Here is a 16,397-nt window from a genome sequence, read left to right as displayed (position 1 = left end):
CCGCGTTACCGCTCGTCCTGCCCCGTTGATCAGGGGCGGAACAGCACGCAGGTGGTGGTGCCGTGCGCGACCAGGCGGCCTTGCTCGTCCACCACCCGCCCCTCGGCGGTGGCCGTGGTGCGGCCGACGTGGATGGTCGTGCCGGTGGCGGTGAGCCTGCGGCCGTCGGTGGGCGCGGAGCGGATGTAGTTGATCTTCAGTTCCAGCGTCGTGTAACCGACGCCGGGTTCCAGCGTGGTGTGCACCGCGCAGCCCATCACCGAATCGAGCAGCGTGGCGCAGATTCCGCCGTGGGTGGTACCCAGCGGGTTGGCGAAATCGGGACGGGTGCGCACCGCGAAGACGACGCGGCCGTGCTCGAGTTCGTCGACCTCCATGCCGAGCAGATCGCCGATGAAGGGCGGACGGTCGGTCCGGCCCATGGCCGCGCGCAGCAGTTCGAGTCCGGTCATCGCGCCGTAGTCGGCTTCGCCGGTGCTCGATTCGCCGGTGCTCGACTCGGTGGTGGTCATCGAATCCGTCCTTTCCGGTGAACCGATCGGTCCACATCTGTCATGATTGCAACATGGACCGATCGGTTCACGCAAGATGTCCGACACCGGACCGAACGCGCCGCAGCGGAGGAGAGGACACCCGTGGGACCACGTGACCGCCTCGTCGAGAGCACCATCGAACTGGTCAGGGAACAGGGCGTGCACGGTGCCGGACTCACCGCTCTGCTCGACCGCAGCCGCACCTCGCGCAACTCGCTCTACCAGCACTTTCCCGCCGGCAAAGGCGAACTGGTCGAGGCCGCGACGCAGATCGCGGGCGCGCGCCTGACCCGCTTCCTCGCCAAGGTCGTCGCCACCGGCGAACCTCGCGACTGGCTGGCCGCGATGACCGGGTGGGCGCGCGCCCTGGTCGAGCCCAGCGACTACCGCGCGGGCTGCCCGGTCCTCGGCGCGGCCCTCGCCGAGTCCGAACCCGCCGTCCAAGCCGCCGCGGGCGCCGCCTTCGCCGACTGGACCGCGCTGCTCACCACGGCGCTGCGCGAACGAGGCGTCGACCACGAACGCGCCGAAGCTCTCGCGGGCACGCTCATCAGCGCGATCGAAGGGGCCATCGCGCAAGCGCGGGCACTGAAGACCTCGCGCCCGCTCGACGACGTCGAATCCGTGTTCGCGCCGTTGCTGGACGCGATCGGACCGGCATGACCCGCGCCGACGCCGGGAAGTGCCGCGAAGTCCTGCGCGCGGGCGGGTCCGCGGGTAGCCTGGTCGATCGGTCCGCGGTCGCCCACCCGCTGCCGGTGGAGACGCTCCCGGACCATAGACTGTCCGGGTGACGCAGACGACCGCCTCTGTCAATACCCAGTCCCTCGGTGAGCTCGATCCGGAGCTCGCGGCCGCGATGGCAGGCGAACTCGCCCGCGAACGCGACACGCTCGAGATGATCGCCTCGGAGAACTTCGTGCCGCGCGCTGTCCTGCAAGCCCAGGGCAGCGTGCTGACCAACAAGTACGCCGAGGGGTACCCGGGCCGTCGCTACTACGGCGGGTGCGAGGATGTCGACGTCGTGGAGAACCTCGCCCGCGAACGCGTCAAGGAACTGTTCGGCGCGGAATTCGCCAACGTGCAGCCGCATTCGGGCGCCCAGGCCAACGCCGCGGTGCTGATGGCGTTGATGGACCCGGGCGACAAACTGCTCGGCCTGGACCTGGCCCACGGCGGTCACCTCACCCACGGCATGCGCCTGAACTTCTCCGGCAAGCTCTACGAGACGCATTTCTACGGGGTCAGCAAGGAAGACCACCGCGTCGACATGGACGAGGTCGCCGATATCGCCCGTCAGACGCGCCCGAAGGTGATCGTCGCCGGATGGTCGGCGTATCCGCGTCAGCAGGATTTCGCGCGGTTCCGGGAGATCGCCGACGAGGTCGGGGCCTACCTGTGGGTCGACATGGCCCACTTCGCCGGACTCGTCGCCGCCGGTCTGCACCCCTCGCCGGTCCCGCACGCGCACGTCGTGTCCTCCACCGTGCACAAGACCCTCGGCGGCCCTCGTTCCGGAGTGATCCTGGCCAAGCGGGAATTCGCCAAGAAGCTCAACAGCGCGGTGTTCCCCGGCCAGCAGGGCGGCCCGCTCATGCACGCCATCGCCGCCAAGGCCGTCGCGTTCAAGATCGCCGCGGGCGCGGAGTTCCGCGACCGTCAGGTCCGCACCCTGTCGGGCGCGAAGATCCTGGCCGAGCGTCTGGGCGCCGCCGACGTGAGCGACAAGGGCATCAGCGTGCTTACCGGCGGCACCGACGTGCACCTGGTCCTGGTCGACCTGCGCAACTCCCAGATCGACGGTCAGCAGGGCGAGGATCTGCTGCACGAGATCGGGATCACCGTCAACCGCAACGCCGTCCCGTTCGACCCGCGCCCCCCGATGGTCACCTCGGGTCTGCGCATCGGCACCGCCGCGCTGTCCACCCGCGGGTTCGGCGACACCGAGTTCACCGAGGTCGCCGACATCATCGCCGCCGCGCTGACCGGAGGCTCCGACACCGAGACCCTGCGCGGCCGGGTCTCGGCGCTGGCCAAGTCCGTCCCGCTCTACGACGGCCTCGAAGACTGGCGTCTGCTCGGCTGAGCGTCCCGCGTCACCCCGCGGCCCGTACGCTCCGGCGTGCGGGCCGCGGCCTTTCGAATCCGCGGCCTTGCGAATCTCAGCGCAGGGCGGCCTCCGCGCGCCGGATCGAATCGTCCACGTAGCGCAGGATGTCGGCCCCCGAGGCGGGCCGGATCATCAGGGCGCGGTTGACGGGGATCTCGCAATAGCGGCCGTCGTCGGCGTCGATCCACCGCACGCGCCCGGTGCGTTGGGCCTCGCTGGTGCGGGGGCCGTGCAGCACCGTGACCACTCCGCGGGTGGTGGACGGCCGATTCCAGAAGCGGCGGTAGCGCTCCTGCACCGCGCGGGCCGGGTCGTTGTCGAACGGGTCGGGGCGGTCGGCGGCGAGATCCTCGCGCAGGAAACGCTTTTCCGAACTCTCGCCGGGGGCGCGGTCGGGGAGCAGGCGCAGCAGTTCGGTGGCGACCTGTTCGGCGCGGAAGCGGCGCAGGCGGACCCGACCGCCGTCGGCGTCGGGATTCTGCTGCGCGACGATTCCGGCGCCGCCGCGCACCCCGCAACCGATCCCGCGCAGTTCGACGCCCCCGCGCCGGTGGTCCAGGCCGAACAGTTCGATCCGCCAGTCCGGTGCGCTCAGGACCTGGACGGCCCGACGCAGCGGGGTGTGATCGGGATTCTCCAGTTCGTCGCGGAATTGCCGCTGGTACGCGTCGTATTCGCGCAGTCCGGCGAAGCGACTGGTGAAGCGGAACGGGAACGGCAACCGGTCCAACCCGGTGCCGAACCACGCCGCCGCGAACTGCTCGGCCGACAGGATCCATTGCGCCGTCATTCGGCTCCGATCGCCGGGGGGACCGTCTTCTCCGGTTCGCCGAGCAGGTCGGCGGCGTGCTCCTCGCTGCGCAGGTACCGCGCCGCGCGGTGCTCGCCGTCGTCCTCGCCGCGCCCGCGCGCCCCGGGCGGCATCATCCCCGCGTACCCGGAGGACCCGGGCATCCCCGGCCTGCCCGGTGCGCCCGACGAGGTGGGCGGAGGCGCTGTCTGGGCGGCCGGCTGGGCCGGGACGGAACTGCCCGGTCGGGGCGCGGGCCCGGAGGCTCCAGCCGCCGTACCCGCGGGAGTATCGGTGCGGATCGGCGCACTCGCCGGTTGCGCCGCTGCGGCCGGGGCGACGCCGCCCGGGACACCGGGGGCCTGCGTATTCGTGTACTGCGGCGCGTAGGGGTTCACGGCTCCGCCGCCGGTGCCGGAGTAGCCGTTCCCGAAGCCGGCGGGCGCCGTATTCGTGGGTGCGAGGGGCGGGCTCGGCGTCGTGCTCTGCGCCGCGGTCTGCGCGCCCTGCGTGTCGGTGGATGTTGGGGGCACGCTGTCGCCGGGTTCCCCGGGCGACGGGGATTCCCCGTCGGACTTGCCCTCCGATGCTCCTGCCGACGCCGGGTTCTCCTCGCCCACCGGCGTTTCGGCGGTCGGCGGGTTGTCGTTCGGCATCGACGGTTGTTCCGCACCCGGAGTGTTCGCGCCGGCACCCGCATCCTGCCCGGGGTGTGCGCCGACCCCATTCACGACGGCCGCACCGTCGCCCCCGGTGGCGGGCGAATCCGATCCGCCTGCGCCGGCCGTTCCGCCGTCACCGCCGAGCGCCCCGAGCAGCGCGCCCACGATCGTCGGCCGATCCGGGCTACCGGCGGGCCGCACCGGATCGGGCAGCGCGGGGATCTGGCCTGCCGTCGCCCCGAAGGGACGGATGTAGTAGGTGATCATGTCGTCGCGGGCCTGCTCCTCGGCCGCGTTGCGGGCTTCGGGCGCCGAGGAGGACGTGGACGCGTCGGGGACCGCGGGCACGGCCGCCTGGAACTGGGCCGCGGACTGCCCTGCCGCCGCGACCGGTTCGGACTGACTCGCCAGCGCGCCGCCGAGTTCGCCCACCCGCGTGGTGAACTCGAGAATGGAACGCAGGGCGGCGTCGGCGGCCGCGCCCTCCCACTGCTGCCCGACCACGCCGCGGATCGCGGACTCGAACCGCGCGCCCGCCGTCTGCACCGCGTCCGCGATGGCGTTCCACGACACGACCACCTCGGTCAGCGCGTCCGGTTTCATCCGGTCGGCGGCCTGTCTGATCTCGGCGTGGGAAAAGCTGTGCGCGTTCTCCGGATTCGTGATGCCCCGGCCGTCGATCGGTTTCATGACAGTGCCGGTTTCATGACAGTGCCGATTTCATGACAGTTGCCGCCCCATGGCAGTGGCCCCTTCCGTCAGTGCCGTCTGACCATATAGACGCGACGGGGGTCCGCGCGGTTCCATCGATCCGGCCGCGACCGCTGTCCCATACGGTCCTACCGTCGGGCCCGCCCGCCGCCTATCGTCAGGTCATGACCGACGAACTGACCCAGAACTCGATCACCACGGTGCGCGAATTCCTGTCCGCGCTCGAGCTCAACGCCCTCGACGAGGCGGCGGAACTGCTCGATCCCGACATCGTGTGGAAGAACAGCTCGCTGCCCGATGTCCGGGGCGCGCGCCGGGTCATCGGGGTGATGCGCGGCTTGGAGGGCGATCGTTTCGGCTTCGCCGTCGACATCCACCACATCGCCGCCGAGAGCGAGCAGGTCGTGCTCACCGACCGCACCGACTATCTACGCTTCGGCCCCGTCCGCATCGCGTTCTGGGTGACCGGCACCTTCCGGCTGCGCGAAGGTCGAATCGTGTTGTGGCAGGACCGCTTTTCTTTCGAGAACTTCTTCCGCGGCGTCGCGGTCGGGCTGTTCCGCGCGGTCTTCGCCCGCGACGCGGTCCAGCGCCTCTGAGCCTCAGGAGTGTTCGCTCAGGTACTCCAGGTAGACCGGGCGCAGGACCTCGGCGACGTCGCCGTCCCCGGCGTGGACGTAGTCGTCGAGCATGGGCAGGACCCACTTGATGTCGGCCTCGCTCTCGCCCACATTGCCCGCCGCCGCCTCGGCGGCGGGGATCGCGGTCAGCAGCCGCCACAGGAACCGCACGTCCCCGTGGCGTACCGCCAGCTTCACCGCCCGGTCGTGCAGCTGCTTGGAGGTCAACTTCTCGAGCTCCGCGTCATCGGCCATATTTCGAGTGTAAATGGCCCCGGTGACCTGCGGCGACGACTGTGCACCCGCCGCTCGTTAACGGGATCTTCACCGACACGCCTCGCACTCCGGGAGCGGAGAGTGGGCACTCGGCGGTAGCGTCGATGCTGCGGACCGCGTCGTTGTGGTTCGTACGGGAGGTCCTGACCGTGACTGAGCTACTCAGTGCGAGGGGGCCGGCACCCGGCCCTCGTGGTATCTGACCCAGTCGGAACCATCAGGACGGACCGGTCCAGCGAGATCGTCCGCGCGGGTGCCGCACGGACACAAAAGGAGCCACCGTGACTGCTGCACGCTCCGTTTCCGCTCCCTCGGCGAATACCCGTAACACCGGGAAGCTCGCCTCCTCCTCGGATATCGCGTCCGCCGATGCCGTATCCGTCACCTCCGAGGGAGTCCGCCCCTCGCTCGCCCGGGAATCCGGCGCTCGGACCTACGTCATCGATACGTCGGTCCTGCTCTCCGATCCCTGGGCCTTCACCCGGTTCAGTGACAATGACGTGGTGCTACCGCTGGTCGTCATCAGCGAGCTCGAAGCCAAACGGCATCATCACGAACTGGGCTGGTTCGCGCGGGAGGCCCTGCGCAACCTCGACGAGCTGCGTCTGCGGCACGGCAGGTTGGACCAGCGGGTGCCGATCGGCGCCGAGGGCGGAACGATGCAGGTGGAACTCAACCACACCGATCCCGCGGTACTCCCGATCGGCTTCCGCACCGACACCAACGACTCTCGCATCCTGGCCTGTGCGCTCAATCTCGCGGCGGAGGGCCGCGACGTCGTGCTGGTGTCGAAAGATATTCCGCTGCGCGTGAAGGCGGGCGCCGTCGGTCTGCGCGCCGACGAGTACCACGCCCAGGACGTGGTCACCTCCGGATGGTCCGGCATGGTGGAGATCGACGTCGCGACCGCGCAGATCGACCGGATCTACGCCGAGTCGATCCTGGATCTGGACGAGGCCAGAGAACTGCCCTGCCACACGGGGGTGCGGTTGCTCGGCAGTTCGTCCAGCGCGTTGGGCCGGGTGACCGCGGACAAGCGGGTGCAGTTGGTCCGCGAACGCGAGGCGTTCGGCCTGCACGGCCGCTCCGCCGAACAGCGCATCGCCCTGGACCTGCTGTTGGACGAGAGCGTCGGCATCGTCTCGCTGGGCGGCAAGGCGGGCACCGGCAAGTCGGCGCTGGCGCTGACCGCGGGTCTGGAGGCGGTGCTGGAACGCCGGACCCAGCGCAAAGTGGTCGTCTTCCGTCCGCTGTACGCGGTCGGCGGGCAGGATCTGGGCTACCTGCCGGGCAGCGAGAGCGAGAAGATGGGCCCTTGGGCCCAGGCGGTCTTCGACACCCTCGACGGCCTGGCCTCGGCGGAGGTGATGGAGGAGGTGCTCAGCCGCGACATGCTCGAGGTGTTGCCGCTGACCCATATCCGCGGCCGGTCGCTGCACGATTCGTTCGTGATCGTCGACGAGGCGCAGTCGCTGGAGCGCAATGTGCTGTTGACGGTGCTGAGCCGGTTGGGCACCGGTTCGCGGGTGGTGCTGACCCACGATGTCGCCCAGCGCGACAATCTGCGGGTGGGCAGGCACGACGGCGTCGCGGCGGTCATCGAGAAGCTCAAGGGGCATCCGCTGTTCGCCCACATCACCTTGACCAGGAGTGAGCGGTCCCCGATCGCGGCACTGGTCACCGAAATGCTGGAGGAGTACGGTCCCAACGCTTGAGCGGGACGTTTGTAGCAATCTCTCGGCATGTGGTTCGTCTCACTTATCGGTGGGTAGAATCCGCGTGACAGCTGTTCGGTAGATGAACCGGCGAGTCTCATCGATTCGCCGGTTCATTGCTGAACGACAGCCCGGCTACGCGCGGCGCACCGCGTACGGAGCGGCACGCAGGCCATTTCCGAGAGGATGGACATGCACCACTTCGCTCGACGAACGGCTGGACTCTCCTCCGCGGCGCTGCTGTCCGCGGGCCTGCTGCTCACCGCGGGCTGCGGTGACGACGACAACTCGGGATCGAACGCGCTCTCCAGCGTGTCCTCGGCGATCCTCGGCTCCACCACCGCCGCCTCGCCCACGCCGACCACCGCGGGCACGGGCACCGGCACGACGACTCCCGAGACGACGAGCCCCGGGGCGACCACGACCGGCGAGGAAGCCGGCGAGCAGACCAAGATCGCGACCCCTTCGGGCGCCGAGGTCACCGTCTCCGGCGACATCTACGACAAGTACGTCGCCTCCGGCGGCCCGACCGGTCCGCTCGGCGCGCCCGAGGAAGCCGAGGAGAACGGTCCCGCCAACGGTAAATACCAGGACTTCGTCGGCGGCACCATCTACGAGCCCGAGGAGGGCGAACCGCACATCGTGTGGGGCGAGATCCGGGAAGCCTGGGAGGCCAACGGCGGCGCGAGCGGCAAGCTCGGCTACCCCACCAGCGACGAGACCGACATCCCCGGCGGCAAGCAGTCGACGTTCACCGGAGGCACCATCACCTGGGTCGACGGCAAGATCACCGTCACGCCGACCTCCTGAGCGGATGCGGCGTCCGGGACCTGCTGTGAGATCATGTCCCGGTCCCGGACGCCGTCCGTGAACTCTCACCGTCCCTCCCCGCACAGCGGGCCCGGCAGCTAGGTTGTGGTGGTGCAAAATCTGTTGACCGATCGTGAGCTGCTCGAATCGCTCGCGGACGAAGTGGAACTGAATCTGCGTCGGCACATCCAGGTGGCCGACGGCTGGCAGCCCCACGACTACGTGCCGTGGGACGACGGGCACAACTTCGGTTTCCTCGGCGGAACCGACTGGGCTCCCGAGCAGTCCGAGCTCAGCGACACGGCCAAGCTCGCGCTGACGGTCTCGGTGCTCGTCGCGGACAACCTGCCCTCCTATCACCGTGAGGTCGGCAAGTACCTGCGCACCGGTTCGTGGTGGCGCTGGGTCGGCCGCTGGACGGCCGAGGAGAACCGTCACGAGATCATGATCCGCAACTACCTCATGGTCACCCGCTCGGTCGATCCGGTCGAACTCGAGCGGCTGCGCATGGATCACATGACCAAGGGTTTCCGCAGGCCGCCGCTGCACCTGCTCGAGGTGTTGGCCACCTGCGCGTTCGAAGAGGCCGCCGCCGCGATCCGGCACCGCAACACCGCCGCGCTCGGTGAGAACGCGCTGGTCACCGCGATCAGTGAGCGCATCGCCCGCGACGACGAACTCCAGGCCGAGTTCTTCGCCGATCTGATCGCCGCCGGCTTCCAGATCGCGCCCGATCAGACCGTCCGCGCGATCGCCGACAGCGTGGCCGCCTTCCACGTGCCCACCGTCACCCTGCCCGACGGCCGCACCAGCGACACCGTGCTGGCCGAGGCCGGGATCTACGATCCGGCGCGCGAAGGCGAACTCGTCTTCGCGCCGCTGCTGCGGCGCTGGAACGTCTTCGACCGCACCGATCTCGGTGAAGAAGGCGAGCGGGCCCGCGCCGAACTGGCGCACCTGCGCGGCTGACCCGTCCGGTCGGCGCGCCGTCCGCGCGCCGACCGCCTCGGGCACTCAGCCCTCGTCGACCTTCGCCATGGACAGCACATCCAGGCGACGGTCCAGTTCTTCCTCGCTCAACTTCTCGCCGAGCAGACCGCGATCGATGACGGTCTGCCGGATGGTCTTCTTCTCCTTCAGCGCCTGCTTGGCCACCGCCGCGGCCTCCTCGTACCCGATCGCCGAATTCAGTGGCGTGACGATCGAGGGCGAGGATTCGGCCAGCGTGCGCAGATGCTCCTCGTTGGCCACCAAGCCGTGCACGCACTTGTCGGCGAAGAGCCGGGACACGTTGGCGAGCAAGCGGATCGACTCGAGCAGGTTGCGCGCCATCACCGGGATGTAGACGTTGAGCTCGAACGCGCCGCTCGCCCCGGAGAACGCCACCGTCGCGTCGTTGCCGATGACCTGCGCCGCCACCTGCGTGACCGCTTCCGGCAGTACCGGATTCACTTTGCCCGGCATGATGGAGCTGCCCGGTTGCAGGTCGGGCAGTTGCAGCTCGCCCAGACCGGTCAGCGGTCCGGAACCCATCCAGCGGATGTCGTTGGCGATCTTGGTCAGGCTGACCGCGATGGTGCGCAGCGCGCCCGACGCCTCGACCAGACCGTCGCGCGCGGCCTGCGCCTCGAAATGGTCCTCGGCCTCGGTGAGCGCGTCGATGCCGGTGGTCCGGCGCAGTTCGGCCACCACCGCCGCGCCGAAACCGTCGGGCGCGTTGAGGCCGGTGCCGACCGCCGTGCCGCCGATCGCGAGTTCGCCCAGACGCGGCAAGGTCGCCATCGCCCGATCGATGCCCGCCGCGATCTGCCGGGTGTACCCGCCGAATTCCTGGCCGAGGGTGATCGGCACCGCGTCCATCAGATGGGTGCGACCGGATTTCACCACCGTCCGCCACGCCGTGGACTTGTCGAGCAACGCCAGTCGCAGGTGCTCCAGCGCGGGCACCAGATCCTTGATGACGCCCTCGGTGGCGGCCAGATGGGTCGCGGTCGGGAACGTGTCGTTGGAGGACTGCGACATGTTCACGTCGTCGTTGGGGTGCACCGTGACGCCGTTGGCCTTGGCGATCGAGGCGATCACCTCGTTGGCGTTCATATTCGAGCTGGTGCCCGAACCGGTCTGGAAGACATCGATCGGGAACTGGTCGTCGTGGCGGCCCTCGGCGATCTCGTTCGCCGCGGCGATGATCGCCTCCGCCTTGTCGGTCGCCAGCAGCCCCAGATCCCGGTTCACCGTCGCGCACGCGGCCTTGAGCAGCCCCAGCGCGCGGATCTGGGCCCGCTCGAGACCGCGTCCGCTGATCGGGAAGTTCTCCACGGCACGCTGGGTCTGCGCCCGCCAGAGGGCGTGCACCGGAACCCGTACCTCGCCCATGGTGTCGTGTTCGATGCGGTACTGCGTTTCCTCGGTCATGAAATCGACCCTATGCGGACCCGTCCCGCGGTGGGGCTGCCACGCCTGAGGTGATGCGCACACCCCGCCGCGCGCCGGCCGGCGCGAGAGCCGGACTGCCCCCCGAGGGGATCGCTCGGCCGCGAAAATAACCGAGGACGCGCGACTTCCGCCGCGCGCCCTCGCCGTCGCGCACCGCCCGGTCAGGGCAGCGGCGGCACCGCGTCCTCGTCGCCGATGAAATCGACCGAGGAGTATTCGCGCAGTTTGGTGAGCCGGTGGTAGGCGTCGATCATGCGCACCGTGCCGGACTTGGACCGCATGACGATCGACTGAGTGGACGCGCCGCCACCGTAGTAGCGGACGCCGCGTAGTAGATCACCGTCGGTCACGCCGGTCGCGCAGAAGAAGATGTTGTCGCCCGACACCAGGTCCTCGGTGGTCAGCACCCGGTCCAGGTCGTGGCCCGCGTCGAGAGCCTTCTGGCGCTCCTCGTCGTCGGTGGGGGCCAGCTTGCCCTGCAACGCGCCGCCCATACAGCGCAGCGCCGCCGCCGCGATGATGCCCTCGGGGGTGCCGCCGATGCCGACCAGGATGTCGGTGCCGGAATCGGGGCGGGCGGCCGCGATCGCGCCCGCCACGTCACCGTCGGAGATCAGGCGGATCCGCGCGCCCGCGTCGCGGACCTCCTGGATCAGCCCGGCGTGGCGGGGCCGGTCCAGGATGCAGACCGTCAGATCCGACTTCGACAGGCTCTTGGCCTTGGCGACCCGCGCGATGTTCTCCGCGATCGGCACCGAGATATCGATCACGTCGGCGGCCTCGGGGCCGACGGCGATCTTGTGCATGTAGAACACCGCCGAGGGGTCGAACATCGCGCCGCGTTCGGCGACCGCGAGCACCGAGATCGCGCCGGGCGAGCCCTTCGACATCAGGGTGGTGCCGTCGATCGGATCGACCGCGAAGTCCACCTCGGGACCGGTGCCGTCGCCCACCGCCTCGCCGTTGTACAGCATGGGGGCTTCGTCCTTCTCGCCCTCGCCGATCACCACGGTGCCGCGCATCGACACCGAGTTGACCAGTTCGCGCATGGCGTCGACGGCCGCGCCGTCGCCACCCTCCTTGTCACCGCGGCCGACCCAGCGGCCCGCCGCCATGGCTCCCGCCTCGGTCACCCGGACGAGTTCGAGCGCCAGGTTGCGGTCCGGGGCCTCGCGGCGGCTGGGTGCTGGCGAAGTTGCCGTCATGGCGGGGTGCCTCCCTCGGTTGGTTCGTTCCGCACGATTGTCTCATTCGCTGATCAGGCGACCTCGCACCAGAGGTGCCGCGAGCACCGGGGGAGTGCGGGGCGCGCGCGTCGGCGGGTGGATACTGAGGGGGTGTCCTACCAAAAGCCCCGCATCCTGCACGACTACAAGGATCTGTTCTTCTCGCTGATCCCGTTGGTGCTGATCGCGGTGGTCTTCGCCGGTCTGGCCAGCCAGTGCAGCTTCTCCGCCACCGGTCCGACCGAGGGGCGCATCCCGCAGTTCGACGCGCGCGCCGCCCTCGCGGCCGACGCGCGGACCCTGCCGTTCCCGGTCCGCGACCCGGCCATGCCCGAGGACTGGACCCCGAATTCGGGCAGCCGCGACACCATCATCGGCGCGGGCGGCGGTCCGGTCAGCACTGTCGGTTACATCACTCCCGGCGGCGCCTACATGCGGCTCAGCCAGAGCAACGCCGCCGACGACGTGCTGGCCCGCCACATCCTGGGTTCGCGCTTCGCGAGCGGTACGCAGACCGTCGGCGACCAGCGCTGGACGGTCTTCGCCGAACCGGCCGAGGAGACGGCCTGGGTGGCCGATTTCGGCGGGTCGAGAGTGCTGATCACCGGTTCGGGCGACGCCGCCTCGTTCACCACGCTCGCCACGGCCGTCACCACCGCGCGACCGCTGACCCGCTGAGCCTCGCTCAGCGGTGGCCGACGATGTTGACCACCGTCCCGTCCGGATCGCGGACGAAGAACCGCCGCACACCCCAGGGCTCGTCGCGCAGCGCGTAGACGATCTGCGCGCCCGCCGCCTCGAGTTCGGCGTGCACGGCGTCGACATCGGCGACCTCGACACTCATCGCGGGCCGTACCCGTTCCGCGCCCGCGCCGATCAGCAGCACCTGCGCGGTGGGATTGCTCGGCGAGACCATGGCCACCGCCCAGCCCAGATCCATCGCCTCCTCGAAGCCGATCCGCCGGTAGAACTCGCGACTGGCCGCCAGATCGTCGGTGTGGATGTCGGGGGTGGCGCGGCGGATGTCCATGGCTGCTCCTCCTAGACCTGCTCGTCGGCTTCGGATCGGGAGATGGCGTCCTCGACGCGTGTGCGCGCGCCCGCGAGATGCTGTTCGCAGCGCGCGGCCAACGCCTCGCCGCGCTCCCACAGCGCCAGCGAATCGTCGAGGTCCATCCCGCCCTGTTCGAGCATCTTCACGACGTTGACCAATTCGTCCCGCGCGCGTTCGTAACCGAACCCGCTGATCTCGGCCAAGCCGCTCTCGGCCGTCTCGCCCGCATCGGTCACCGTCGGTTCCTCTCGGTCTCGTGATCGCGCCTACCCGCGCCGCCGCCCGAGGCTGTGACGCCCAACGCGGCGGCGGTGACCGCGCCGTCGGCGACGCGCACCCGCAGTTGACTGCCCGCGGGCGCGTCCTCGATGGAGCGCACCACGTGACGCTCGGCGCCCGCGACCCGCTGCACCACAGCGTAACCGCGGGCCAAGGTGGCGGCGGGGCCGACGGCGACCAGTTTCTCGCGCAGATGTGCCGTCGCCGTGTCCTCGACCGACACGCGGTGTCGCGCGCAGCGCCGCGCCGCCTCGCGCAGTCGGACGATCTCCTCGCCGCGCCGAGTGAGTTCGCGCAGCGGATCGGCCAGCACCGGCCGCGAGCGCAGATTCGCCACGGTGTGCGTCTCCCGCTCGACCCAGCCGCGCAGGGCGGCCGCGGCGCGCGAGCGCCATTCGCGCACGCCGGCGAGTTCGGCGACCGCGTCCGGGACGACTTGTTTGGCGGCGTCGGTGGGGGTGGCCGCGCGCAGGTCGGCGACGAGATCGCTGATCGGCGTGTCGGGTTCGTGGCCGATCGCGCTCACGATCGGGGTGGTGGCCGCGGCGATCGCCCGGCACAGCGCCTCGTCGGAGAAAGGCAGCAGATCCTCGACGCTGCCGCCGCCGCGAGCCAGCACGATCACCTCGACGGCGGGGTCCCGGTCGAGTTCCTCGAGCGCGCGCACGATCTGCGGGACGGCCGTCGGCCCCTGCACCGCGGTGTTGCGCACCTCGAAACGCACCGCGGGCCAGCGTTTCCTGGCCACGGTCAGCACATCGTGCTCGGCGGCGCTCGCGCGCCCGGTGATCAACCCGACTGTGCCGGGCAGGAACGGCGGCGGGCGTTTGCGTCGCGGGTCGAACAGTCCTTCGGCGTCGAGCAGCGCCTTGAGGCGTTCGATCCGGGCCAGCAGTTCGCCGACGCCCACCGGCCGGATCTCCAGGACGCGCAACGAGATCGTGCCGCGCCCGACGAAGAACGAGAGCTTGCCGAAAACCACCACGCGGCTGCCCTCCTGCAACGGCACGGGGGAGCGGCGCAGCAGATCCGGGTCACAGGTCACCGACAGCGACATGTCGGCCGACGGGTCGCGCAGCACGAGGAAGGCCGTGCGGGCGCCGGGGCGCAGAGTGATCTGGGTGATCTGCCCCTCCACCCAGACACTGCCCAGCCGGTCGATCCACTGGGAGAGCTTGAGGGCCACCGTGCGCACCGGCCAGGGCGACTCGGCGGAGTTGGCGGGCGCGGGCGCGGGGGCGCCGGGCCGGGCCGGCGTGGCGTCCTGAGTCATACCGCCAGATATACGCGCCGCCGCCGACAGATTCGCGGCGGGCCGGCCGGGTGTGTCCGGCCGGCCCGTGGCGCGCGTGTCCCGACCGGGGTCACTGCGCCCTGACGGTCGCGATCCGGTTGGTCAGCATGGTGACGAACGGCGCGCGGGCCAGGGTGCGCTGTTCGTAGTCGAGCAGGTCGGTGAGGTCCTCGACGCTGAGCATGCGCAGGCGGGCGCGCAACTGGGCCAGCGTCATGTTCGCGTAGTCGTAACGGGTGGCGACCTCGGGAGCGAGGACCTCCTCCGCCTCCGCGGGGTCCGGGTCCGGCACCGGGGTGAGTTGCGCCTCGGCCGGGATCGGCGCGGATGTGACCTCGGTCTCCACGGGCTCCGGATCGGGGACGGCGGTGAGCGTCACCGGCTCGGTGTGCCCGTTGGTCTCCGGGCGCGTGGTCGGTTCGTCGCCGGTGAACAGGTCGAAGCTGCTGGCCCGCCCGGGTATGCCGGTGGTTTGCTCGGAGTCGAGGTCCTCCTCGAAGGTGGCCCACTCCGGCTGCTCCTCGTGGCCGCTGCCCAGACGGTCGAACACGGCGTCGCCCTTGAGTGCGAGGCTGGTCACGAACTGCTGGACGTGCATTGTGGTCTGTAACAGCTGACTGATGGCCGTGATCGGGAAGTTCATCGCCGCGGTGGGTAGCCGCCGGGACTCTTCCAAGGCGTAGACGGCGGCGCCGGCCGCGACCCGGGCCAGGTAGGGAGGTCGGAACATGGTTCTAGCCTGCCCGATGGGCCGGGTTATGCAAAGGGTAGGTGTCACAGACAGATTGTCGCGTCCGGCTCCGGCCGGGTCGCGCGCGGCGTACGCAAGTAAGCTGGGCGCATGTCTTCGGCCATCCCCTTGAACGTCGGAATCGCCCGCACGGCGGGAACCGGAACCGCCGATGCCGATGGCGGAAAACGCGTGCTACTCGCGGAACCGCGCGGCTACTGCGCGGGCGTCGATCGCGCCGTGGAGACGGTGGAGAAGGCGCTCGAGAAGCACGGCGCCCCCATCTACGTCCGCAAGGAGATCGTGCACAACCGCCACGTCGTGGAGACGCTGCGCGAGCGCGGCGTCATCTTCGTCGACGAGACCGACGAAGTGCCCGAGGGCCAGGTCGTCGTCTTCTCGGCGCACGGCGTGTCGCCCGCGGTCCACGCCACGGCGGCCATCCGGAACCTGCACACCATCGACGCCACCTGCCCGCTGGTCACCAAGGTGCACCAGGAAGCCAAGCGCTTCGCCCGCGACGACTTCGACATCCTGCTGATCGGCCACGAAGGCCACGAAGAGGTCGAGGGCACCGCGGGCGAGGCGCCCGAACACGTCCAACTGGTCGACGGCCCCGACGCGGTCGACAAGGTCACCGTGCGCGACGAGAACAAAGTGATCTGGCTCTCCCAGACCACCCTCAGCGTGGACGAGACCATGGAGACGGTGCAGCGCCTGCGGCAGCGCTTCCCGCTGTTGCAGGATCCGCCCAGCGACGACATCTGCTACGCCACCCAGAATCGTCAGGTCGCGGTCAAGGCCATGGCCCCCGAATGCGATCTGGTGATCGTCGTCGGGTCGCGCAACTCCTCGAACTCCGTGCGCCTGGTCGAGGTCGCGCTCGGCGCGGGCGCGCGTGCCTCGTACCTGATCGACTACGCCCGCGAGATCGATCCGGCGTGGCTGGAGGGTGTGCGCACCGTCGGCATCACCTCCGGCGCCTCGGTGCCCGAGATCCTGGTGCGCGGTGTGCTCGACACACTCGAGGAGCACGGTTTCGCCGACGTGCAACCGATCACCACCGCCAACGAGACCTTGGTGTTCTCGCTGCCCCGTGAACTGCGCACCGCCCGACAGTGATCTCTCGCGTCCCGGCCCGCGGCGGGCCG

The 16,397-nt window shown here is 70.1% G+C and carries 18 protein-coding genes; 8 read left to right on the top strand and 10 right to left on the bottom strand.

What is annotated here, in order from left to right; genetic code table 11:
• Positions 1–29: 29 nt before the first annotated feature.
• A complete protein-coding gene (locus ON30_RS22255; RefSeq protein ID WP_051029766.1) occupies positions 30–512 on the bottom strand; it encodes a PaaI family thioesterase in 483 nt (160 codons plus the stop codon).
• 123 nt (positions 513–635) lie between these two features.
• Here ON30_RS22255 and ON30_RS22250 point away from each other — a divergent pair, with 123 nt between their 5' ends.
• Positions 636–1,196: a TetR/AcrR family transcriptional regulator gene (locus ON30_RS22250; RefSeq protein ID WP_040709783.1), complete on the top strand. Its 561-nt coding sequence runs from the start codon at positions 636–638 to the stop codon at positions 1,194–1,196.
• Between the two features lie 127 nt (positions 1,197–1,323).
• On the top strand, positions 1,324–2,619 hold the full coding sequence (gene glyA / locus ON30_RS22245) for a serine hydroxymethyltransferase (RefSeq protein WP_040709782.1): 1,296 nt from the start codon (positions 1,324–1,326) through the stop codon (positions 2,617–2,619).
• Between the two features lie 76 nt (positions 2,620–2,695).
• Here glyA and ON30_RS22240 read toward each other — a convergent pair whose 3' ends face one another.
• Positions 2,696–3,433, bottom strand: coding sequence for an ESX secretion-associated protein EspG (locus ON30_RS22240; protein WP_040709781.1), 738 nt, complete (start codon positions 3,431–3,433; stop codon positions 2,696–2,698).
• Complete coding sequence (locus ON30_RS22235; RefSeq protein ID WP_040709780.1) at positions 3,430–4,785, bottom strand: hypothetical protein; 1,356 nt, start codon at positions 4,783–4,785, stop codon at positions 3,430–3,432. The genes ON30_RS22240 and ON30_RS22235 overlap by 4 nt, the downstream gene beginning before the upstream one ends.
• Before the next feature lie 185 nt (positions 4,786–4,970).
• Between ON30_RS22235 and ON30_RS22230 the strand changes: the two genes are divergently transcribed.
• Complete coding sequence (locus tag ON30_RS22230; RefSeq protein ID WP_040709779.1) at positions 4,971–5,405, top strand: limonene-1,2-epoxide hydrolase family protein; 435 nt, start codon at positions 4,971–4,973, stop codon at positions 5,403–5,405.
• A gap of 3 nt (positions 5,406–5,408) precedes the next feature.
• On the opposite strand, the gene ON30_RS22225 is transcribed toward ON30_RS22230, so the two are convergent.
• Positions 5,409–5,681 (bottom strand): hypothetical protein, encoded by a 273-nt coding sequence (locus tag ON30_RS22225; RefSeq protein ID WP_040709778.1) that lies wholly within the window; start codon positions 5,679–5,681, stop codon positions 5,409–5,411.
• A 461-nt stretch (positions 5,682–6,142) separates the two neighbouring features.
• Between ON30_RS22225 and phoH2 the strand changes: the two genes are divergently transcribed.
• The 3 genes from phoH2 to ON30_RS22210 all read left to right on the top strand — a co-directional run bounded on the left by phoH2 (position 6,143) and on the right by ON30_RS22210 (position 9,196).
• Positions 6,143–7,417, top strand: a complete 1,275-nt coding sequence (phoH2, locus tag ON30_RS22220; protein WP_040709851.1) for an RNA 5'-3' helicase PhoH2 — start codon at positions 6,143–6,145, stop codon at positions 7,415–7,417.
• A gap of 192 nt (positions 7,418–7,609) precedes the next feature.
• Entirely contained in the window at positions 7,610–8,227 is a 618-nt protein-coding gene (locus ON30_RS22215) for an LGFP repeat-containing protein (RefSeq protein WP_040709849.1), read from the top strand.
• A gap of 123 nt (positions 8,228–8,350) precedes the next feature.
• The gene (locus ON30_RS22210; protein ID WP_083911598.1) at positions 8,351–9,196 is read left to right on the top strand and encodes an acyl-ACP desaturase; all 846 of its coding nucleotides are present in this window, start codon (positions 8,351–8,353) and stop codon (positions 9,194–9,196) included.
• A gap of 45 nt (positions 9,197–9,241) precedes the next feature.
• Here the strand turns inward: ON30_RS22210 and ON30_RS22205 are convergent, their stop codons facing one another.
• Positions 9,242–10,642, bottom strand: a complete 1,401-nt coding sequence (locus tag ON30_RS22205) for a class II fumarate hydratase (protein ID WP_040709777.1) — start codon at positions 10,640–10,642, stop codon at positions 9,242–9,244.
• Positions 10,643–10,824: 182 nt separating this feature from the next.
• Positions 10,825–11,868: a class II fructose-bisphosphatase gene (glpX, locus tag ON30_RS22200; protein ID WP_040709775.1), complete on the bottom strand. Its 1,044-nt coding sequence runs from the start codon at positions 11,866–11,868 to the stop codon at positions 10,825–10,827.
• 132 nt (positions 11,869–12,000) lie between these two features.
• Here glpX and ON30_RS22195 point away from each other — a divergent pair, with 132 nt between their 5' ends.
• Positions 12,001–12,567, top strand: coding sequence for a DUF4245 domain-containing protein (locus ON30_RS22195; RefSeq protein ID WP_040709774.1), 567 nt, complete (start codon positions 12,001–12,003; stop codon positions 12,565–12,567).
• A 7-nt stretch (positions 12,568–12,574) separates the two neighbouring features.
• Here the strand turns inward: ON30_RS22195 and ON30_RS22190 are convergent, their stop codons facing one another.
• From ON30_RS22190 to ON30_RS22175, 4 genes are all read right to left on the bottom strand, one after another.
• Entirely contained in the window at positions 12,575–12,919 is a 345-nt protein-coding gene (locus tag ON30_RS22190; protein ID WP_040709772.1) for a VOC family protein, read from the bottom strand.
• 11 nt (positions 12,920–12,930) lie between these two features.
• Positions 12,931–13,179: an exodeoxyribonuclease VII small subunit gene (locus ON30_RS22185; RefSeq protein WP_040709770.1), complete on the bottom strand. Its 249-nt coding sequence runs from the start codon at positions 13,177–13,179 to the stop codon at positions 12,931–12,933.
• Positions 13,176–14,495 carry an exodeoxyribonuclease VII large subunit gene (gene xseA / locus ON30_RS22180; protein ID WP_051029764.1) on the bottom strand — a complete coding sequence of 440 codons (1,320 nt, stop codon included), beginning with the start codon at positions 14,493–14,495 and terminating at the stop codon, positions 13,176–13,178. The genes ON30_RS22185 and xseA overlap by 4 nt, the downstream gene beginning before the upstream one ends.
• A gap of 91 nt (positions 14,496–14,586) precedes the next feature.
• Positions 14,587–15,246, bottom strand: a complete 660-nt coding sequence (locus ON30_RS22175; RefSeq protein ID WP_040709769.1) for a lipid droplet-associated protein — start codon at positions 15,244–15,246, stop codon at positions 14,587–14,589.
• Between the two features lie 111 nt (positions 15,247–15,357).
• Between ON30_RS22175 and ON30_RS22170 the strand changes: the two genes are divergently transcribed.
• A complete protein-coding gene (locus ON30_RS22170) occupies positions 15,358–16,368 on the top strand; it encodes a 4-hydroxy-3-methylbut-2-enyl diphosphate reductase (protein ID WP_040709768.1) in 1,011 nt (336 codons plus the stop codon).
• The last annotated feature ends 29 nt before the right edge of the window (positions 16,369–16,397 follow it).

The organism is Nocardia takedensis NBRC 100417, assembly GCF_000308695.1.
Taxonomy (GTDB): domain Bacteria; phylum Actinomycetota; class Actinomycetes; order Mycobacteriales; family Mycobacteriaceae; genus Nocardia; species Nocardia takedensis.
Note: the sequence above shows the minus strand (reverse complement) of the source record. Positions and strands in the feature narration are given on the sequence as shown.